Annotated in this window: 18 protein-coding genes; 6 read left to right on the top strand and 12 right to left on the bottom strand. The window is 62.4% G+C overall.

Annotated features, from left to right (window positions below; genetic code table 11):
- Nucleotides 1–50 precede the first annotated feature (50 nt).
- A complete protein-coding gene (gmd, locus tag HHL24_RS19475; protein WP_093633741.1) occupies nt 51–1,094 on the top strand; it encodes a GDP-mannose 4,6-dehydratase in 1,044 nt (347 codons plus the stop codon).
- Nucleotides 1,095–1,279: 185 nt separating this feature from the next.
- On the opposite strand, the gene HHL24_RS19470 is transcribed toward gmd, so the two are convergent.
- From HHL24_RS19470 to HHL24_RS19425, 10 genes are all read right to left on the bottom strand, one after another.
- Nucleotides 1,280–2,446, bottom strand: coding sequence for a glycosyltransferase family 4 protein (locus HHL24_RS19470; RefSeq protein WP_169487054.1), 1,167 nt, complete (start codon nt 2,444–2,446; stop codon nt 1,280–1,282).
- A gap of 140 nt (nt 2,447–2,586) precedes the next feature.
- Nucleotides 2,587–3,816: a glycosyltransferase family 4 protein gene (locus HHL24_RS19465; RefSeq protein ID WP_206002938.1), complete on the bottom strand. Its 1,230-nt coding sequence runs from the start codon at nt 3,814–3,816 to the stop codon at nt 2,587–2,589.
- Complete coding sequence (locus HHL24_RS19460) at nt 3,813–5,273, bottom strand: glucose-6-phosphate isomerase (protein WP_169487053.1); 1,461 nt, start codon at nt 5,271–5,273, stop codon at nt 3,813–3,815. Before HHL24_RS19460 ends, HHL24_RS19465 begins: the two co-directional genes overlap by 4 nt.
- Before the next feature lie 3 nt (nt 5,274–5,276).
- Nucleotides 5,277–6,572 carry a glycosyltransferase gene (locus HHL24_RS19455; RefSeq protein WP_230417514.1) on the bottom strand — a complete coding sequence of 432 codons (1,296 nt, stop codon included), beginning with the start codon at nt 6,570–6,572 and terminating at the stop codon, nt 5,277–5,279.
- A 131-nt stretch (nt 6,573–6,703) separates the two neighbouring features.
- Nucleotides 6,704–7,636: a glycosyltransferase family 2 protein gene (locus HHL24_RS19450; RefSeq protein WP_169487052.1), complete on the bottom strand. Its 933-nt coding sequence runs from the start codon at nt 7,634–7,636 to the stop codon at nt 6,704–6,706.
- Between the two features lie 76 nt (nt 7,637–7,712).
- Nucleotides 7,713–9,911 carry a polysaccharide biosynthesis tyrosine autokinase gene (locus HHL24_RS19445; protein WP_169487141.1) on the bottom strand — a complete coding sequence of 733 codons (2,199 nt, stop codon included), beginning with the start codon at nt 9,909–9,911 and terminating at the stop codon, nt 7,713–7,715.
- 158 nt (nt 9,912–10,069) lie between these two features.
- On the bottom strand, nt 10,070–11,323 hold the full coding sequence (locus HHL24_RS19440; protein ID WP_407947515.1) for a polysaccharide biosynthesis/export family protein: 1,254 nt from the start codon (nt 11,321–11,323) through the stop codon (nt 10,070–10,072).
- Entirely contained in the window at nt 11,317–11,772 is a 456-nt protein-coding gene (locus HHL24_RS19435; RefSeq protein WP_169487051.1) for an arsenate reductase/protein-tyrosine-phosphatase family protein, read from the bottom strand. Before HHL24_RS19435 ends, HHL24_RS19440 begins: the two co-directional genes overlap by 7 nt.
- A 60-nt stretch (nt 11,773–11,832) precedes the next feature.
- Entirely contained in the window at nt 11,833–13,305 is a 1,473-nt protein-coding gene (locus tag HHL24_RS19430) for a UDP-glucose dehydrogenase family protein (protein ID WP_169487050.1), read from the bottom strand.
- A gap of 53 nt (nt 13,306–13,358) precedes the next feature.
- On the bottom strand, nt 13,359–14,756 hold the full coding sequence (locus HHL24_RS19425; protein WP_169487049.1) for an undecaprenyl-phosphate glucose phosphotransferase: 1,398 nt from the start codon (nt 14,754–14,756) through the stop codon (nt 13,359–13,361).
- Between the two features lie 212 nt (nt 14,757–14,968).
- On the opposite strand from HHL24_RS19425, the gene HHL24_RS19420 reads away from it, so the two are divergent.
- From HHL24_RS19420 to HHL24_RS44595, 3 genes are all read left to right on the top strand, one after another.
- Nucleotides 14,969–15,238 (top strand): hypothetical protein, encoded by a 270-nt coding sequence (locus tag HHL24_RS19420; RefSeq protein WP_169487048.1) that lies wholly within the window; start codon nt 14,969–14,971, stop codon nt 15,236–15,238.
- A gap of 177 nt (nt 15,239–15,415) precedes the next feature.
- Nucleotides 15,416–16,969 (top strand): mannose-1-phosphate guanylyltransferase/mannose-6-phosphate isomerase, encoded by a 1,554-nt coding sequence (locus HHL24_RS19415; protein ID WP_169487047.1) that lies wholly within the window; start codon nt 15,416–15,418, stop codon nt 16,967–16,969.
- A gap of 55 nt (nt 16,970–17,024) precedes the next feature.
- Nucleotides 17,025–17,153, top strand: coding sequence for a hypothetical protein (locus HHL24_RS44595; protein ID WP_268966727.1), 129 nt, complete (start codon nt 17,025–17,027; stop codon nt 17,151–17,153).
- A gap of 158 nt (nt 17,154–17,311) precedes the next feature.
- Here the strand turns inward: HHL24_RS44595 and HHL24_RS19410 are convergent, their stop codons facing one another.
- Together HHL24_RS19410 and HHL24_RS19405 are read right to left on the bottom strand one after the other, a co-directional pair.
- On the bottom strand, nt 17,312–18,463 hold the full coding sequence (locus tag HHL24_RS19410) for a transposase (protein WP_169487046.1): 1,152 nt from the start codon (nt 18,461–18,463) through the stop codon (nt 17,312–17,314).
- Nucleotides 18,464–19,047: 584 nt separating this feature from the next.
- The gene (locus tag HHL24_RS19405) at nt 19,048–19,344 is read right to left on the bottom strand and encodes a YciI-like protein (RefSeq protein WP_169487045.1); all 297 of its coding nucleotides are present in this window, start codon (nt 19,342–19,344) and stop codon (nt 19,048–19,050) included.
- Between the two features lie 448 nt (nt 19,345–19,792).
- Between HHL24_RS19405 and HHL24_RS19400 the strand changes: the two genes are divergently transcribed.
- A complete protein-coding gene (locus HHL24_RS19400) occupies nt 19,793–20,089 on the top strand; it encodes a PsiF family protein (protein WP_169487044.1) in 297 nt (98 codons plus the stop codon).
- Nucleotides 20,090–20,404: 315 nt separating this feature from the next.
- Nucleotides 20,405–20,851, top strand: coding sequence for a hypothetical protein (locus HHL24_RS19395; RefSeq protein WP_169487043.1), 447 nt, complete (start codon nt 20,405–20,407; stop codon nt 20,849–20,851).
- Nucleotides 20,852–21,047 lie beyond the last annotated feature (196 nt).

Here is a 21,047-nt window from a genome sequence, read left to right as displayed (position 1 = left end):
CTTTTTCAAGTGCACTTCTCTTTTTCTTTTACCCATATCGAAGGCAAGCTATGAGCCAACCACGCAAAGCGATCATCACCGGCGTATCCGGACAGGACGGCGCCTATCTGACCAAACTGCTGCTCGACAAGGGCTACCACGTGACCGGCACCTACCGGCGCACGAGTTCGGTCAACTTCTGGCGCATTCGTGAGCTCGGCGTGCTCGATCATCCGAATCTGCGTCTGGTCGAACACGATCTGACCGACCTCGGCTCGACGCTGCGCCTGCTCGAAGGCGCGCAGGCCGACGAGCTGTACAACCTCGCCGCGCAGAGTTTCGTGGGCGTCTCGTTCGACCAGCCGGTAACGACCGCTGAAGTGACCGGCATCGGCGCGCTGAATCTGCTCGAAGGCATCCGCATTCTTAATCCGAAGACCCGTTATTACCAGGCGTCGACCTCGGAAATGTTCGGCCTCGTGCAGGCAGTGCCGCAACGCGAGGACACGCCCTTCTATCCGCGCAGCCCGTACGGCGTCGCCAAGCTATTCGCGCACTGGTCGACGATCAACTATCGCGAGTCGTACAACCTGTTCGCCAGCAGCGGCATTCTGTTCAACCACGAATCGCCGCTGCGTGGCCGCGAATTCGTGACCCGTAAAATCACGGACACCGTCGCCAAGATCAAGCTCGGCAAACAGGACGTGCTGGAACTCGGCAACCTGAGCGCCAAGCGCGACTGGGGCTTCGCGCTCGAATACGTGGAAGGCATGTGGCGCATGCTGCAAGCCGACGAACCCGACACCTTCGTGCTCGCCACCGGCCGCACCGAGACGGTCCGCGACTTCGTGCGCATGGCGTTCGCCGCCGCGGGCTATCAGATCGAATGGTCGGGCAAGGAAGAACGCGAGACCGGCATCGACGTCGCCACCGGCAAGACGCTGGTGCGCGTGAACCCGAAGTTCTATCGCCCGGCGGAAGTGGACCTGCTGATCGGTTGCGCGGACAAGGCGCACGAGAAGCTCGGCTGGAAGCCGGAAACGACGCTCGAACAGCTGTGCCACATGATGGTTCATGCGGACCTTGGGCGGAACGAGCATCACGAGACGTTCTGATTCGGTGGAGTGACGCGCGGCCGCACGAGCGGCCGCCCCGGCGCCGGGCCGATGCTGATTCGCGGCCGCTAAGCGCTTAAACGACAAATTTGCCCTTCCTTAGCTGGTTTACGACAAAACCAGCGAGTCCTGCCTGCCGTTTAGCTGGAAAACGACAGGCAGGATCGCTGCCTGATCGCCTTAATTCAATGCACCCCACCCGCCGCAATCGCCTCGCTATACACCGACGCCACACGCTTCGCGATCACCGCGTTATCGAAGTTCTCACGCGCATAGCGACGGCAAGCATCAGCATCCGGCAACTTCAGTGAGCCGTTCAACGCGCCTGCCAGGCCCTCCGCAATCGCCTTCGCACCCGTCTCAGGCAACACCAGATTCGGCGACAAACCCGCCACCGCTTCCGGCAAGCCGCCCACCGGCGTCACCAGCACGGGCGTGCCCGAAGCCAGCGACTCAACGGTAATCAGCCCGAAGCCTTCGAGCGCCACCGTCGGCACCACGCTAATATTCGCCGCACGGTACAACGCCGCCAGATGCTGATCGGGCACGAAGCCCAGCAGCTTCACATTGTCATCAAGACCCGCCTCGGTGATACGCGCCTGTAACTCGCCTTCGAGCCGCCCCTTGCCCGCGATCAGCAGCAGCACATCGGGTTCTGTGCGCTTGAGCAGCTTCACCGCATCGATCAGATCTTCGAGGCCCATGCGGCGCACCAGACGCCGCACGGCCAGCACGATTGGCCGGTCTTGCGGCAATTGCAGCTTCAGGCGCGCCTCGGCCGGTGTGATCGGCAGATTGAACTGCTCGACATCCACACACCCCGGCACCACGCGGACACGGTCCGGTGAGATGCGATAGCGCGAAGTCAGAATCTTGCCGAATGCCTCCGACAACACAATCAGCCGCGACGAGCGCGCATACACCGATTGCTCCAGATAGCGCTTGGCACGCTGGCCGAACGAATCGGCGCCTTCGACGTGACTCTCATCGGCCCACGGTCCCTGAAAATGCGAGACCTGCGGAATGCCGCGTGTCACGTCGAGACCCGGAAACGTGTACAGCGCGAAGTGCGACGAAATCACGTCGGGACGCGAGGTGCTGATCTCCTGGCGCAGCGCGCGGCGTGCCGCCATCAGCCGCAACGGCAGCGATTGCGCGGCGGAGCCGAAACCGTTGATTGCGCCACCGGTGTCCGCGGCGACTTTGGGCGAGCCGGCCACCACGCCGCGCACGGCGACGCCCGCGCCTGGCAGCGCGCCGACCAGCGAGTAATACATGCGGTCGAGGCCGCCCGCGCGCTCGGGAAACCAATGCATCCCGATCTGCAGCGATTTGATTGAGCTCGTCGTCATGATTGTTGCCCCTGTGCGTTCTGAGAGTTGTGGTGGATTGCTGGATGTTCCGGGCAGCCGGGTCGCCAACGGGTCCAGCTGTTGGTCTGCCCTTTGGCCCGTGGTCCTGTCCCGTTGTCGCTCCGTATCAGGACGCAAATTCATTCCGCGCCCTTCTGCCCGGCCAGCGTGTTCAGCGACAGCGCATCGGTCTTGGCGACCACCGCGGCTTCCGTTTCGCTGCGCCGGCGGTCCTTCTGCTGCCCCGCCAATTGCCGGTACAGCGCGATGTATTGCGCGGCCATCCGCGCCCAGCCGAAGCCGGTCGCCAGTTCGTTGGCAGCGACGCCCATCGCGCGGCGCGCGTCGTCGTTGTCAGCAAGACGCGCGACGGCGCCAGCCAATGCCTTGGGGTCGTCCGGATCGTCGAGCACGATGCCGCATTCCGGCGTGATGATTTCCGCGCCGCCCGCCGTGCGCGCCGTGACCACCGGCAGGCCTGCGGCCATCGCTTCGAGCAGCGACAGGCTCATCGCCTCATAGCGCGACGGGAACACGAACGCGTCGACCGAATGCATCAGCACCGGCATTTCTTTCACCAGACCGAGAAAATGCACGCGATGCGCGATGCCCAGCGCCTTCGCTTCTTCCGGATACGGACTGCCCGGCAGAAAACCGGCCACCGCGATCTGCACGTGTTCGGGCAGATGCTTGAGCGCGGCCAGCACCGTGCCGAGGTTTTTGCGTGGCGTGCGCAGGTCGCCCACGAAGAGCAGCAGGAATGCGTCCGCAGGCAAGCCAAATTTCGCACGGTCGCCCGTTGCAGCCGCGAAGCCTTGCGTATCGACGCCGTTGTAAATCACGTCGACCCGGTTATGAGGCGTCAGCCCGATTGCGCGAATTTCATCGGCGACCTTCTGCGACACCGCCGTGATCACTTTCGAGCGCCGGTAAGCCCAGCGTTCGAGCAACGCGTTGCAGCGCGTATAGACCGACTGATACGCGGACCACACGCCCTTGGTGAGCCCGAACGGGTAGTACTTGCTGCCGAACCAGCCGCTATGCACGAAGTGCGAGGTGTTGACGTCGGCGGGCATCCACGTGATGAAACCGTTCACGTGCAGCACGTCGTATTCGCGGCGATGCGCGCGCAGCCACATTGCGCTCTTGAACGCGAACACCTGCTGGCGCAGCAGATTGGTGGGCCAGCAGCGGCCGATTTTCATCGGCACCCAGCGGACGTTCGGATGCGCGAGCAAATCCGGTGCGACATGCGAGGCAACCAGAGTGACCGCGATGTTCTCATCGAGGGCGGCGCGCGCAATCTCGTGGTTGACGCGCCCCTGGCCGTCGTTATGGCGCACAACGTGCGTGACAATGGCGACTCTCAATCAGTGCCTCCGTGGAGAAGTAGCGTGCGTCTGCGGTTCATCTTTTCGTAATGCACCGCGGAAAGGATCGAAAAAACACTCATGAAAAGCAGCAGGCCGCCGGTGCCGACCAGCGAATTGGTAAACACCAGCATCGCGAAGGTCGCGAGACTGAGGCTCAGGCAGGCGGAAACGAATTTGTCGTTACGCAGCTTGAACGAAGCGAGCACCGCGCGCACCACCAGCCAGACGATGCCGGACATGTAGAGCAAGGTGCCAGGCCAGCCGAGCACAAACGGGATGTTCATCACGCCGCTGTCGAAGTTGCCGTACTGGCCGAGCTGGCCGCCGTCGTTCGAGAGCTTGGTGGAGGTGCCGGTCGCGCCCATGCCTTCGCCGGAGACGTCGGTAAATGCCGTCTTCGCGAAGGTCGCGTAGAACTCGTTACGCGCGGCGTAGCTCTGGTCGTCGTTGAGGTTGACGATAGTGGTCAGGCGCGCCTGCATCCGCTCGGCCACCGGGCCGACCGCGAGCAGCGGCACGCACAGGCCGGCCAGCAAAATCGCACTCGCGACAATCCGCACCCGCACCTTGTTGTTCGACTTGACGAGCTGGATCAACAGCGCGATGACCCAGCCGCCCCACGTCGAACGCACGAGGCTCAGCGCGAAAGAAAAGAAGCCCAGCGCCGCCGCGATCCAGCGCACGCGGTGCGTCGCTGCCATCACGTAGACCATCGCGCCCATCATCGCGAACGCGAACGGTCCCGAGGAATTCATTGTGCTGAACACGCGCACGCCCATCGGCACGGCGTCGCCTTGCGAATTCATCTGCGAGCCGAGCATCCACAACGCGTCCCACGGCGGCATGATGAAGAACTGGACAAGGCCGTAGCCGCCCATCACCAGCATGCCCCATATGAAGGTATTGACGATGGTGTCGCGATACTTCGGGTACTGACGCGTGTGCGCCATGATGTGAAAGCCGATCAGGATCGGATAGAGCCAGTTCGCGAGGTCATAGGTCGCGGCGAGCGGCCCGCTCGACATCACACCGATCATGAATGCGTAGGCAAGCCCCATCAGAATCAGCAGCACCGGCAGGCCGCGCCGCTGCGAAAGCAGCCTGTAGTAACGCAGTAGAGAAAACGCACTGATCATCGTCACCGCGAGCGGCGCGACCTGGATCAGGCTGGTCGGCGTGAACGAGCCTTTGGACCAGTCGGCGAGACGCCGCACTTCCGGGCTCAGGAACCACAGCCACCACATGAAACCGATGTAGCGCGCCGGGCTCTTGAAGTAGAGCCACAGGCCCGTCAGGATCGCGAGCACCGGGAATCCGAGCGTGAGCACCGTGCCCTGATGCGCGATGATCAGCATCGCTGTGATCAGCCACAGTAAAACCTCCGGCAACCACTCCTTGCGAGCGCCGGACAGAGGCCGCCCCGCGTTGTCGCCGCCTCGCGCGATCGTCGACATCGTTTAGAGGCCTCCGCGTGATTCGCGCGGGCCAGGGCGTTGGCCTTGCGCGCCGGCCTGGGCTCGCGCCGGTGCGTGGCTGCGTGCCTGCGCTGGCAGGTGGGCGTGCCGCTGGCCTGGAGCCGGCTGGCCTGCGGTGCCGGTAGCGCCCGCAGCAGCATGCGCCGCTGCAATCTCAGCGTCGGCGGCACCCTGTGCGACCCGTCCGCGCGACACAGCACGCGCCCGCAGCATCTCCTGCGTGACCCTCACATGCTGCATCGCATAGTTCTGCGTGGTCAGATCGCGCGACAGCAAACCAGCGGCTGCTGCCTGCGCCTGGCGCAATGCATCCGTGGGAGAGGCGGCGAGCTGGTCCACCGCCTCGCGCAACGCCTGCGGGTCGAACGGCGGGATATAAGCGGCCTCGTTCGCCGGAAAATAATCCTGCAGCGCGCCAACGTTCGTCACCACCATCGGCTTGCCGACCGCGGCCGCTTCCAGCATCACCGTAATGCCCGAGGCGTGCGAATTGGGACGCAGCGGCACCACGATCACGTCGGCCCAGTCGTAGAGTTCATGCTGCTTTTTGATGCCCGAGAACAACGCGATCTCGACGTTCGGCGCACGCAGCGAGGCGGGAATCCGCCGGCGTGTCGCGAGCTTCACCGTGTAGCGCGCATCGTTGCCGAAGGCCTTGATGAGCGTCTCCCAATCGCGGTCGCGATCGTTGCCGATCGCGGCGATGCGGATCGGCGTGTGCGGCTTCCATTCGGTCGGCGCCTTTACGGGAAAGTCCTGCGTGTTGAGGCCGTAGAAGAGCGGCTTCGCGTCGCGCTCGAAGTAGCGCTGGCACAGTTCGGCGTTTTCGCTGGCGAGCGTGGTCAGCTGGTCGGCGCGCGTCATCAGCTTGCGATACAGCCAGCTGCGCAGAATCCCATAGGAAGGCCATTTATCGAGCAGCCACACGCTTTGCGCGAGCAGCAAGGGTCCGGCATCGTCCCCGGCCTTGCGGCCGCTCAGCAGCAGCATCAATGCGGCGGACAGCCATTCCTGCTCGGTATGCGTCCAGATCACGTCCGAGCGCAGCATCTCGGCGCGGTTGCGCCACGTATGGATGAAATCGAACCCGAGCGCCGCTTTCAGTCCGCGGCGCAAGAGCTTCACCGGCTTGCTCTCGCGAGCGTCCTGCGAATACGTCAGCGCAAACGCATCGGATTGCGCGTGGTGATAGCCGTACAGACAGCCGATGTTGTCGCCAGGTCGGTAAAAGCGCGGGTCGGCGCCGTAAAACAGATGAACGTGAATTTTCGTACTCATGCAGACACTCCGCTCTGCCGGTGGAAAGGAGCATCGGTACGCGCGGGCAAGCGCCTGTACCGATGCACGAACGTGCGGGACCGATTGGGTCACCCCGGGGTCACCCGGAGTCACCCCGGGTCACGTGGGAATCACGCGGTTCGCGACAGCGCGCGGCGCGCCTCATGCGCGCCGGTGCGCACTGCGCGCCAGCGCGATAGCCTTAGGCCCGCCTGTTTCGAAACCAGCGCGAGCGCGGCGTGCGTGAGGCCCGGATAGACCCGCGTGCCGACCAGCGTCCACCACCACCACGCGGTTTCGCGGCGCAGCGGCGGCAACTGGTCACGCAGGATCAGATGGAAATTGAAGGCGGCATTGCGCAACGCCGCCATGGTTTGCGCATCGCGCCGGTCGTCGTCGAAACGTTCGGCCGGGAAATGGTCGACGGCTACGCGCGGGTCATACATCAGCTTCCAACCGGCATTCTTCACGGCGAGGCTGAAGGCCATGTCGTTGTGGACCTGGGCGCCCGCGCCGCGCAGGCGCTGGTCGAAACGGATCGCGCGCACTGCGTCGCGCCGGTAGCTCATGTTGGCGCCCTTGAGGATGTCGACTTCACGTGCGCCGCCCACACCCAGGTGATGATTGCCGATGATCTTGCCGTGCGCCGTGACCTTGCCGACCAGCGGCCGTTCTCCGTCCAGCACGCGGCCTTTTTCATGCACCCAGTCGCGTCCGCCCAGCGCACCGAGGCGCGCATCGCTTCCGAACGCGGCAGCAATACGTTCGACCCAGTCGACGTGCGGCGCGGCGTCGTCGTCGGTAATTGCGATCACGTCGCCGTTGGCCGCATCCAGTCCGCGATTCAGGGCCGCGACCTGGCCGGGCACGTCCACCAGCGCGACGGACAGCGGCAAGCTGCCCGGCACGGCGGGATCGCGCAGGCAGGTGTGGGTTGCTTCGTCGTCGGCGCGCGCAACCACCACCACTTCGTCCGGCGCGCGCGACTGCCGTTGCAGCGCCGCGAGGCAGCGCGCCAGGTCGGCCGGGCGGCGGTAAGTCGGAACCAGTACCGTCACTTTCATCGTGATGTCCTTCTTTTATCGTGTGTGCGCTGGGATCAGAACCATGGGCTCAGCCTGGTGGCTCAGGTGCTCGGACTCAGGTACTCAAATATTCCTGAACCGCCGCATAGCCGCGGTCGTAACCGCCGCGCGAGCGCGCCGGCATACCGTTGAAGATGCCGCCCTGCACGTGCACGCCGGCTGCCCGCAGACGCTTCAACGCCTCCGCGATCTCGCCTTCGTTGTGCACGCCTGAGCGCATCACGAAGAAGGTCGAACCGGCATACGCGCCGATGATCGACGCATCGGTCACGGCCAGCACCGGCGGCGTGTCGATCAGGATCACGTCGTAGCGCTTGGCGAGACCGTCCAGGTATTGCGGAAGACGCGGCGACATCAGCAGTTCCGACGGATTCGGCGGACGACGGCCGCACGAGATAAAGCTCAAGCCTTCGACGTTCGAGCTGCGGATCGCTTCTTCGAGCGAGATCTGCCCGCTCAGCAATTCCGACAGACCGTTGTCCTGCGCACCGCCCACATAACGTTCGAGCACACCGCGACGCATATCGCCGTCGATCATCAGCACGCGTTTGCCCGAGTTCGCGAGCAGCACCGCCAGATTGACCGTCAGGAAGCTCTTGCCGACGCCGGCCATGGGACCGGTCAGCATAACGATGCGGTTCTTCGCGTCCATCATCGTGAATTGCATGGATGTGCGCAGGCTGCGCAGGCTTTCGATCGTGACGTCCTTCGGCCGCGCATTCGCCAGCACCGAGCGCAGGCGTTCGCCGCCGCGCTGGAAGCCGCTTTCGAGCAAGGCCTGCTCGGCACTCAAGGGCACGAGACCGTACACCGGCAGATGGAACGCGCGCTCGATATGGTCGGGGTCGTCGATCCCCTTGAACATATTGCGACGCAGAAACACGAAACCGGTGCCGCAGATCAGGCCCAGAATCACCGCCGCCGACAGGATCAGTACCTTCTTCGGCTTGACCGGCGCGCCCGGGCGCATCGCCTGGTCGACGATATGCACGTTGCCGCCGGTACCAGCCTTCTGCACCGACAACTCCTGCACGCGGTTGAGCAGCAGCACATAGATGTCTTCCGCCACCTTCGCGTCGCGTTGCAGCTGCACGGCCTTCACTTCGGTTGCCGGCAGATCGCGGAAGCGGTCAGCGTATTTGGCGCGTTGCGCCTCCAGTTCGGCCATCTGCTGGCGCGCGGCTACGAGCATCGGATGGTCGTCGCCGTAGCGCTCGGCCAGTTGTGTCATTTGCAAACGCAACCCGGCGATCTGCTGCTCGTACTGCACGCTGCCTTCGAGGTAGACCTTGGCTTCATCGCTCGCATTGATCGAGCCGGACTGACGCTGGTACGCGGTCAAGGCGGCTTCGGCGCGCTCGAGATCGGCCTTCAGGCGCGGCTCTTCGCTCTTCAGGAAGTCGAGCATCTTGCTTGCGTCGACCTGCTTGTTCGACACGTGCTGACGCACATACGACTGCGCGAGCGCATTGGCCACGAGAGCGGCGTGTTCCGGACTCTTGTCTTCCAGCGAGATCTGGATCACGCCGGTTTGCTTGCCCTGCTCCTGCACGGTGATCGCCGACTGGAACGCGGTGATCGCGTCGAGGTCGTTAAAGCGCGTCACAGTGAACTCTTCACCCGGGCGGGCCACCAGCTTGCTGACGAGGATCGTCACGCCGCCGCCCTGCTCCTGCTGACCGACCTGGCCACGCAACAGTAGTGAGCCGTTCTCTGCGTAGAGTTCGTAGTGCTGGTCGTCGAACACCTTCATCGTCAGCTTCGCGCCTTCTAGCGCAGGCACCACGTCGAGCGATTCGACCTCGGCGTCTTCACCGCCCCAGGCGTATGAAGACAGACCCAGCCACGGCCGGGCCGGCTGGCCCGGCGTCGCCATGCGCGCGGCAATGCTGCCGAGCAGCGGAATCGTCTTCGGCGCAACACTGAAGTTCAGCTTCAGTTGCTGGACCACTGGGCCGACTACGCCGCGGCTCTTGATGATTTCGATTTCAGCGTCGGTCGGCAGCGAAGTCGAGCCGGTGGTGATGGCCGCACCGGTTTGCGTTTGCGTAAGCGCCTGCGAGGTGTTGTCGGACTGCTCGACCCGCACGTGCGCGTCGGCCGAATAGATCGGCTTGGCGAGAAAACAGTACGCGGCGGCCAGCGCGACGATCACCGCGGCGATCGCGATCAGCCACCAGATGTCGTCGAGGATCACCTGCACCAGTTGCCCGAGGACGACGTCCTCTTCTTCGGTCTTGATCGGACCGGCCATGTGTGGAGAGATTTGATTGCTCACAATTCGATCCCGTTTCGGTTGCTTCGGCGTGGGCTTCAGCGTGTGCTTTGGCGTTTGCTTTGACGCGCGCCTTGGCGTTTGCTTCGGTCCCGCGCCCTATGAGAGCGGCGCGGGCCTGGCGACGGCTCAGACGGTTATTTCGTCAGCTGCTTCAGGTAGAACAGCGTCTGTATCGTCGGCAGAACTTGCTGCAACACACGGTTGAAGGTGGTCGAAGCGGCGGTGCCCACATACACGACGTCCATCGGTTGCAACTGGAACTGGGACGACAGCATGATCGCGTCGGGCTGCGTCATGTCGAGGCGGTACACGTCCGGCGTGGTCGGATGTTCACGCATACCGCGCATCACGAAGATCTGGCGCGGATTGGCGTCCGTGTCGAGAATGCCGCCCGCCTGGGTGAGCGCGTCGGCGATCGTCAGGCGGCCCTTCAACATCGGCACCTGGATCGGTGTCTTCACCTCGCCCATCACGAAGATGCGGCTGTCGCTGTGATCCGGGACGTTGATCACGTCGCCGTTTTGCAGCATGACGTTCTGCGTGGTGTCGCCCTGGTCGAGCATGCGGTTGGCGTCGAGCACGTACAGCTTGTTGTTGCGCGTGAGGCGCACACGCTGGATGTCCGCGTCGCTGTTCGTGCCACCCGAGCGCGTGATCGCGTCGACCAGCGTGAGCGGCACGTCGCTGATGGCGAGCGGGCCCGGCGTCTTCACTTCGCCGGTCACCTGCACTTTCTGACCGCGGTACGACAGCACGCGCACGTCGACCTGCGGATTGCGGATGTAGCGCACGAGGCCGGTGCTCAACTGATCGCGCAGCTCACCGACGGTCTTGCCCACGGCTTTGATGCGGCCGACGAACGGGAAAAAGATCGTGCCGTCAGCGGCAATGGTCTGGCCGTATGGATCGGCCTGGCCCGGCAGCGCGGCGGTATACGGCTGCTGCAAGGCGCCGCCGATCGACTGCGTGGTGTTGCCGCCCGCCGACAGCGTGCTGCCCTGCGGCGTGGTCAATTCGGGGTGATCCCACACGGTGATGCCGAGAATGTCCTGCGGCGAGAGCCGGTACACGTACTGCGACGGATCGCTGTAACGCGAGGTCGGCAGCGCCTGCTGCGCGGCGGCGGCGGCTTGCGCCTGCGCTTGCGCCGCAACCAGCGGGCCGTCGATCAGATGGACCGGATAGGTTTCGTTAGCCTGTTGACTCTGGTGCTGACCGTCGTCTTTCAGACGGGACGTGTCGAGGTAATTGCCAGGTGCGGTAGCGCAGGCCGACAGAAAGGACGTCAGCAAAAGCGTGGCGGCGAACTTCGACGTAAAGCCCGTCGATGTAAAGCCCGTCGAGTTGAAGTTCGCGAATGTGTGTGCAGTGAGTTTTTTCATCAGCATATTTTTTTCAGCCATCCCATGACCAGATGTTCGATGAGCACGAGACTCTCCCTATAGTCGGCTTCCACGTGGCCGTGCGGATCGGCGACGTCGGAGTCGCCTTCCCATTTCCCGAGTGGATAGACCTTGCCGCGCGAGGCCGGATCGAGCGCTTCGACCGCGCCCACCTGCGCGCGCTCGGTGACGAGCACCAGGTCGGCGGAGCGCACGAGTTGGCGGTCGAGGCGCCGCGAATAGTGGATACCGGAGGCGACGCCCTGCTCGTCGAGCAGGCGCCGCATCACCGGGTCCATGCCGTGGCCGTTCGCGGCACGCAGGCCCGCTGAATGAAACGCGATCGGCGCTGAGGACGACCGCGACGCCACGCGCTGCCGGGACTTGAACAGCATTTCGGCGGCGGGCGAACGGCACACATTGGCGTGGCAGACGATCAGAACGTTGGCGAACATTGCGGGCTCCTTAACGAGGTGTGCCGGCGCGGCGGCTTACTGGCCAACTTAGTGGCCAACTTACTGGCCGGCCTCGATCGCATCGGCCGAGTGGGGCAACGCGTTCGAGTGGGCCGTCTCGGCCGCTATCGGCAGGCCGTTCGCGCCGACTTTCGCCGGCGCATTGCGCAGCGCGTGCTGACGGCCGATCGCGTGATACTCGATACCGAGTTCGAGCAGCGCGTCCGGCTCGTACAGATTGCGGCCGTCGAAAATCAGCGGCGTGTTGAGGCTCTCTTTGAGCGAACCGAAATCCGGACTCTTGAAGACTTTCCATTCGGTGAGAATCACCAGTGCATCGGCGCCCTCGGCCGCGTCCATTTCCTCATTCACGAACGACAGGCGCGCGTGCTGTTGCGGCACGTCTTTCAGATCGAGAGCGAAGACGCGCTTCGATTCGTCGATCGCAACCGGGTCGTAGGCCTTCACGCGCGCGCCGCGGCGCAGCAGTTCTGCGATCAGCGGACGGCTCGGCGCTTCGCGCATGTCGTCCGTGTTCGGCTTGAAGGCGAGGCCCCACACGCCGAAGGTGCGATCCGACAGGTCTTCGCCGAGACGATTGACGATCTTGTGCGCGAGGATCTTTTTCTGTGTGTCGTTGACGGCTTCCACCGCCTCGAGAATGCGCAGGTTGGCCTTGTGGTCGGCTGCCGTGCGAATCAGCGCCTGCACGTCCTTCGGGAAGCACGAGCCGCCGTAGCCGCAACCGGCATACAGGAAGTCGTAGCCGATACGCGGATCGGAACCGATGCCGCGGCGTACCGCTTCGATATCCGCGCCGACGCGATCGGCCAGATTCGCGAGCTCGTTCATGTACGAGATGCGCGTGGCGAGCATCGCGTTAGCCGCATACTTGGTGAACTCGGCCGAACGCACGTCCATGTACAGCGTGCGTTCGCGATTGCGGTTGAACGGCGCATAGAGGCGTTTCATCAGTTCGCGCGCTTTTTCGCCGGGCACGTCTTCATCGCAGCCGAGCACGATGCGGTCGGGCCGTGTGAAATCTTCGACGGCCGCGCCTTCTTTCAGGAACTCCGGATTCGACACCACGGAGAACATATGGCTCGCGTTGCGCGCGGCCAATTCCTCGGCGATCACGTCGCGCACGCGCGAAGCCGTGCCGACCGGCACCGTCGATTTGTCGACGATCACCTTGAAGCTCGTCATATGACGGCCGATGTTGCGCGCGGCAGCGAGCACGTATTGCAGATCGGCGGAGCCGTCTTCGTCGGAGGGCGTGCCCACCGCGATGAACTGGATGTCGCCATGCGCGACCGCGGCCTCGATGTCGGTCGAGAACTTCAGGCGGCCTGCACGGCGATTGCGCGCAATGATCTCCTGCAGACCCGGTTCATGGATCGGCACGCCGCCGTTGTTGAGCACGTCGATCTTGCGTTGATCGACGTCGAGACAGAACACGTCGTGGCCGATGTCGGCGAGACATGCGCCCGTCACGAGGCCTACGTAGCCACTACCGATGATCGTCAGGTTCATGTATTACACCTCGGAAAATGGAGTTGATTCACTAAAAACGACGTTGGGGGCACTCAGTAAGCGTTGCTGCCCACAAAGCCCTTCCACAGCGTCAGCACGACGATCTTGATGTCGAGCCAGAAGGTCCAGTGCTGCATGTAGTACAGATCGAGCTTGACGCGGCCCATCATCTTTTCGATGCGGTCGGTTTCGCCGCGATAGCCGTTGATCTGCGCCCACCCGGTGATGCCAGGCTTGATCCGGTAACGATGCATATAGCCCTTCACCAGATCCTTGTAGATGTCGTCGTGTTCGAGTGCATGCGGGCGCGGACCGACCACCGACATCTCGCCGCGCAGCACGTTGATGAATTGCGGCAATTCGTCGAGGCTGGTGCGCCGCAGGAACGCGCCGACCGCGGTGATGCGCGGATCGCGTCGCGTGGCCTGGGTGATCTTGCCGGCCTCTTCCTTGTGCATCTTCATCGAGCGAAACTTGTAGATCTCGAACTGGTTGCCGTCGATGCCTTTGCGCTTCTGTCGGAAGAACACCGGGCCCGGCGAGCTCACCTTCACCATGACGGCGATCATCAGCATTACCGGCGACAGTGCAGTCAATGCCGCCAGCGCGAACAGGCGGTCGAAGACGCGCTTAGGCAGCACACGCAGATCGGTGATCGGCGAGGCGGCCAGGTTGATCGCGGGCACGCCAAGCAGATCGACCATCGGCTGATTGAAGAGCGTCAGGCTGCGCACGTCCGGAATAAAGCGGATGTTCACGAAGTCGTTCTTCAGGTCCATCACGAAGCGGTGAATCGCCTTCTCCTTCGAAATTGGCAGCGCGAGCCACAGTTCGCGAATCGCGCGCTGGCGCACCAGCTGCAGCATCCGCGCGTAATCGCGCTCGACCGGCACGCCTTCGATCGCGTCCGCGGCGTCCGGGTCTTCATACGGATTGATCGTGCCGTCCTCATCGAACACCACGACGGGGCTAAAGCCCGCTTCCGGACGGCTGCGCATCTGCTCGATCAGAAAGCGCCCATACGGCGCGCCGCCGACAATCGCCACCGCGCGCTGATTGAAGCCTTCGCGGCGCAGTCCGCGCAGGATCGAATAGACGATCACCTTGGTGACGATCAGCAGCACGATCGTGGCGACCGCCCAGTAGAACAGCCACAGACGCGACAGGTTGTCCGAACGGTGCAGGCTGAAGCTGATCAGGATGCCGGTGACCTCCACCATCACCCAGCCGCCCGCAACGCGGCACAGCAGGTCGTACAGCGGCTTGCCGCGCCACGACTGATAGATCCCCAGCGCGGGAAAGAACACCACCACGAGCAGGCAGTCGAACGCGAGCGACACGGTTTGGACGTCGTCTAGCCACACCAATTTCCCGCTGTGCACGGCCGTCGCGATGGCGGCGCCGAGCGCGACCATGGCGATGTCGATGATTCTCGATAGAACGCTCAGCATGCGCTGCCCCTCAGTTCGTCAGTCAAGTGCCATCCGTTGGTTGGTTGATTTCCCGTCACACTCATCAAGTCCTGCCACCGGGGGCCGCAACGCCGATATCCGCGCCTGCCAGATAAATGCGCGACGCGAAACTGATCGAACCGGTGCAATTGCCCTGCTGCTTTCCGGACTAAAAAATTCCTGAACGGAGGATTCGGAAAGCAGGTGTCGGAATGAGTGAATACCCTTGTACAGGTATAGATAAAGCGATATTAAAATTCGGACCGCAAGACAGCAAAATATCTCAAAATGTATCGGTCAAAAATTCGGTATTTTTTCTGAATTTTATGCGGCAATTGTTACCGGATTCGACGTTTAAGAGGCCCATTTGGCGCCTTTCTGGAGGCTACGGCATGTTGATCTGTCCGTTTTCCGACGAAGCTTACGCCGCGCCTTTCGTCTCTATTCTGCGTTATTTATCTGCGCAAAAAAATTGCCCATGATTTTTTTCGGTTAATTTTTCTTTTTTAAAATTAGATGGACATTTTTCCTCCACGAAAAGGGCAATTTTTATAAAGATTTTTATATCACTCCTATTTAACACGCTTTTATTGATTCCTTACTTCGTGATAAAACTCGACGCATTCACCCCGCTTTCACCCAGCCTCGAGGAGTCCACCATGACAGCTCCGGTTACGGCCACGCCCGCCGACACCCGGTCCACGCAAGCTATGTCCCTTAACGTCAAACTCAAAGTTCATCCCGTGATTCTGGCGGGCGGCTCCGGCACACGGTTGTGGCCAATGTCGCGCGAGCAGTATCCAAAACAACTGATTGGTTTGCTGGGCGAAGACTCGCTGCTGCAATCCACTACGCGCCGTCTCGATGGGCTCGAAACCGGTCATCTTCTATCCGAGCAGCTCGTCGTGGTGGCCAACGAAGAGCATCGCTTTACGACTGCCGAACAATTGCGCACGAGCGGTAAGCCGAGCCGGCTAATTCTTGAACCCGCTGGCCGCGACACGGCGCCGGCACTCACGGTGGCCGCGCTGTCGATTGCCGCGCAAGACGAGGACGGCATCATGGTCGTGATGCCCGCCGATCACGCAGTCACCGACATCGACGGTTTTCACGCAGCGGTCGCCGCCGGCGTACAGCATGCAGCAGCTGGCCATATCGTGACAATGGGCATCGTGCCGACGCGCGCGGAAACGGGCTATGGCTACATCCGCATCGGCGCGGCGCTTGGTACGCCTAACGACGCTCGCGCAACGGACGCCGATACAGCCAGCAAGATCGGCGCGCACAAGCTCGATCGCTTCGTCGAAAAGCCACATCTTGAACTGGCGCAGCGTTATATCGAATCGCAGGAATACTGGTGGAACAGCGGCATTTTCATCATGCGCGCATCGACCTGGCTGAAAGCGATCCGCCACTTTCAGCCGGCGATTTACGAGGCCTGCGAAGCAGCGTTCACAGGCGGCAAAGCTGACGGCGATTTCTTCCGTCTGCAACGCGACGCGTTCAGCGCCTCGCCGTCGAATTCGATCGACTACGCCGTGATGGAGCAACTAGGTAACGATCAGACCGCCGCGTCCGGCGTGGTCGTGCCGCTGCAGGCGGGCTGGTCGGACGTGGGTTCGTGGGACGCGATCTGGGACATCTCGGAGAAAGACGCCGATCAGAACGTGGGCCGCGGTCGCGTGATGTTTGAAGGGGCGAACTCGACTTTCGCGCATTCGGAAGGACGCCTGATTGCCTGTGTCGGCACGCAGGATCTCGTGGTGGTCGAAACGGCCGATGCGATTCTGGTCGCGGACAAATCGCGGGTACAGGACGTCAAGAAGATTGTCGGACGGATTCGCAACGATGGCGGGCTGGAGGCGGCCAACCATCGCAAGGTGCACCGTCCGTGGGGCAACTACGATTCCGTCGACACGGGCGAGCGCTTCCAGGTGAAACGTATCGTCGTGAAGCCGGGCGCGCGGCTCTCGCTGCAAATGCATCATCACCGCGCGGAACACTGGATCGTCGTGCGCGGCACCGCGCTCGTCACGCGAGGTGAAGAGCGCTTCATCGTCTCCGAAAACGAATCGGCTTATATTCCGCTGGGCGTCACCCACCGTCTCGAGAACCCGGGCAAGATGCCACTCGAAATGATCGAGGTGCAGTCAGGTTCGTATCTCGGCGAAGACGATATCGTGCGCTTCGACGACACATATGGACGCCAGTGAAGAACGCGATTGACGGATGCAACTGACGCACGCAAATCAGGACCGCCGGTGAAGGATGCCGGCGCGTAATAATGTTGAAGCAGCGGTTGAAACAGCGGTTGAAACAGCGGTTGAAACAGCGGTTGAAACAGCGGTTGAAGCAGTGGTTAAATCGGCGGTTAAACCAGCGGTTGATCAGCGTTGACAGCACCAAAGCAACGTCCTGCCGAGGCCAACCTGCGCCAGTCAGGCAACACCAATGATTCACAACGGATGAAGCGGGAACCTGCGGCGGTTGCTCCTAACGGCCGCGGGGTGCTGTTGCGCTAACCGCCGCGCTGGCAGCCGCGCTTACAGCCCTGCTCATCCCGCTTGGGAGATGAGTTCTGGGTACGACGGAAAACGATCTGATGCACTGCTTTCGGTCGCGGGTGCAGCCGGTTCGCTGGGGTAACGGCGCAGCGGTCCACGGAATGCATTGAGGGGAGCGTGCAAAGGCCCGCCGTGATTCACCGTGACCGGCTCCGGCACATGACGCATGGCCGGCAACGGACGCGCGACCGCCGGCGCGTTGACTGCCGGTGCAGCGTCTGCTGCAGCCTGCGTGCGGCATTCACGGTCGATCCACTGCCGCGCCCATTCAAGCGCATATTGCTCGGCCGCGTCAGCCTCTGCGAAGCGCGGGCCGACGAGGCCGGAACGCTCGACGCGTTTGCCGTCCTTCATGATCTCCGCCCACGCGCGATACATGGCGTTGGGCACCTGCTCCGCCGCAACGTAGATCACATAACCGCGCCGGTCGGCGACTTGCGTGCCGCGTGGCGCGAGGCTCATCGACAGCGGGCTGCGCTGATCGTCAAGCTGTTGCGTGCGGCGTGCCGACGTGATCGCCGAATCCAGGCTGTGCATGGCCGCGTCCACCGCCCGCGCTTCGTCCATGCCTTGCAGATCGGCGCGCATAGCGGGCCGTGCTGCCAGTGACGAGGGTGACGAAGGTGCCGCCGGTGCACGAGACACCGGCGGCACCTTCGTCAGCCCGGACAACTGGCGTGTCATATCGGCGATCGGATCGGCCGAACGCCAGTTGCTCAGGCTGCTCGAGACGCCGGGCGCCTGCCACGACTCGGGGCTCTTCCACGACACGCCACGCAGACCTTCGTCACGCACGCTGGGGGTTTGCGCTACCGGTGCTGCCGGCTTGGCCGCAACGGGCGGCGCCGGTTGCGGGACGTACGCGAAGCTACGCCCGGTTTGCGACAACAGCCGAACCATCTCGAGGAGGGTGCCGTTCAACTGCCATTCTTCGAAACGGCGCCGGCATGTGGGACCCGACGGATAACGCCCCGGCAGCTTCGACCAGGGTTCGCCAGTTGTCAGAATCCACAGAACGGCATTCGCCACGATGCGCGGTTCGGCGCGGGGCCGGCCGCGTCGGTTCAGACGGACGGCCGGCTCATCAGAGACAAGCGCTGCTAGCAGCGCCCATTCGTCATTGCTTAGCTCATCGAAAAACATTGGGTTTTCTCCACGCGGCCTGGCCGGGCCGCGGCTTTGGACGGCCACGGATTCAACTTTCACGATCCGTGTGCAGCCCGCGGTTGCACAAATATGTTTTGTACGTTCTGTTTGCTGGTCAATATCGCACTGGGTTAGTGCGGTTTGTCCCTATTGCGAAGCACAAAACGTGGTCTCACTCGTGCATGGGAGAATTTGTGCACGAAGCATACCATCACCAGGGTTTGCGTGAATATGATTGAGACAAGTGTTACGGATGGAAACAATCTTGTCCTTTTTGCTGTGTCGCTTCACGCATTGCGGTAACAGAACGGCTGTCGGTTTCGGCGTCGAAAGACACTATTGCACGGCACAATGACGCGACAAGAGCGGCGAATGGCCTTTACGAAATCGCCGCTTGATCCGTAATGCATTTCGATGCGTTTTGAACGTATTTTTTGCCCGGCTGGGAAGTGAGTGGCGCGAGGGGTGAAGAGCCCCTGACTGGCATCGAGGCGTAATTGTCGGGGAAGCGAACGCAGCCCTTGGCGCATGCTGTTCGCATTCCTCTCGACGCCGCGCGAGCCTGACTGATCGACGTGCGCCTAGTGCACAGGGTTCGCCGCGCCCTCACCCACGACGGTGATCCATTGGCGTACGCGCCAGCTCGCCACGAGCCCCGCGAGCACATACGGATCGGCTCTGGCAAAGGCTTCGGCGGCTGCAGGAGAGTCGCCTTCAAAGAGCAACACGGCAGTGTCCACGGGTTCGGTCAACGCGCCGGCCAGTTCCAGTTCACCGCGTTCCGCTGCCGCCCAGGCGAGTTTCAGATGGGCCTCGCGATAGGCGCCGCGCCGTTCGAGGTAGTCAGGTACGAGGTCATAGATCAACAGATAGTGCATGGTGAGCCTCCTTTTGGCTTGCGTGGCGCAGACGCTGGGTGGCGTATCGGCGCAGGAATTCGAGTCAAGATTGCCTACATGATCGTCGCCGGGATTTTCTGCCGATTTCCTATTCATTTGCATCTGCAGCAATGCGAATCGGATGTCTAATATTTGATCAATCCATGGCGAACGACGGTCAGCTAATTCATTTGCAACACCTCGCCAATTAATCCGGATTGCATAGCATATTTTGGCACTGCTACGATTCAGCCGTTTCATTCACCGGCGCACTGCTATCTGCGCCTGGTAGGGGAAAACCAGCGTGAGCGCCTGTCAACCGGAATGCCCTTTTGTCCGTTCTGGCAGACAGCATTTGCAATAATGGACGTGCCGAGGGGTCCTGGACGCCGTTGACGCCCACGCGCACGAACGACCAAAAACGTTTTCACCACCGATGGAGTGTCACATGAAAATCCAATCCGCTATCGCTACGCTGGTGCTGGGTGCTGTCCTCGTTTCGCCGGTGTTCGCGCAGAACAGTCAGCAAACGAAAATGGCCGACTGTAACAAGCAGGCCGCCGACAAGAAAGGCGACGACCGCAAGGCCTTCATGAAGACCTGCCTGTCCGCCAAGCCGGCCGCCGCAGCGCCGATGAGCCAGCAGGACAAGATGAAGGCGTGCAACACGCAAGCCACCGGCAAGAAAGGCGACGACCGCAAGGCTTTCATGAAGACCTGCCTGTCGTCCGCGCCGGCTAACTAAACGCTGGGCAATTGGCGCGGACCATACGCCGCGCGTTTGGCCGCGTATTGCTCGAACAGGGCAGCGCCGTTTTTCGGCGCGGCCCTGTCTTTCTTCTGCCCTTGCTTCTGTCCTCGCTTTTACCTGGCTCCTGGTCCCCTGCGCAGTTCATCTCCCCGGCAGCCGTCCTCACGTCACGCATCCCTTCGCTGTCCACCCGCGCGAACGCGCCGTTTTTCTTCTATGATGGCTGCGGAGACGGCCCACCCTCATACACAACATTAGACGGGCCGCCATCTTGTCGTTGGTGCTGCAGAGCATCGATCGGAGGCAAGGATGGTTTCGAAGCATAAAAACCGCTGGTTGAGGCGGTGGCTGGTCGTCATCATATTCTGGGCCGTGCCCGTGGCGATCGTTGCAGTCAGCGAGATCCGGGAGGAAATGGCGTACAACGCCGTCGACCTCGAGCGCGCGCTGACCACCTGGAATTTCACCGACGCACAACGCGCCGCCGGCGCGCCCGCGCGCTGTCATGGCAAGCCCGACGAGGCCCAAGCCGCCGGCTGCCCGGCCGATGTGCTGGCCGCCAATGCGCCACGCCAGCAGGACGCCCGCAATGAATATGGCGTGCGTCGCTCAACGCTCATGGCGTACCTCTGGCATGCATTCGTCGGCTACTGGATCGTGCCGGCTGTCACGCTGTTTCTGATCGGCGTGTTGATCGGCATGATTCGCCGCGCGCTGCGGCGCCCGCCTGTCAAAAGTCCGGCGAACCATGGGTGAGGACGCGGGTGCAGCGTCCCGGCAACACTTTCAGTTCAATTTCAACGCGCATCGTGAACGCGGAAAATCGGTAAAAACAGGTACTTGATACTGTCTCAGCCCGGCCACCGACGAGCCGGTCCCTGCCCGGCATGACTCGCAGGGAGCCCATTCGAACGCCCTGTCCGAGCATCTTTTAACACTCTGCTGCAGCCGG

Origin of the sequence: Paraburkholderia polaris (assembly GCF_012927345.1) — a bacterium.
GTDB lineage: Bacteria > Pseudomonadota > Gammaproteobacteria > Burkholderiales > Burkholderiaceae > Paraburkholderia > Paraburkholderia polaris.
The sequence above is the reverse complement of the archived record's forward strand: the minus strand, read 5'-3'. Positions and strand labels throughout refer to the sequence as shown.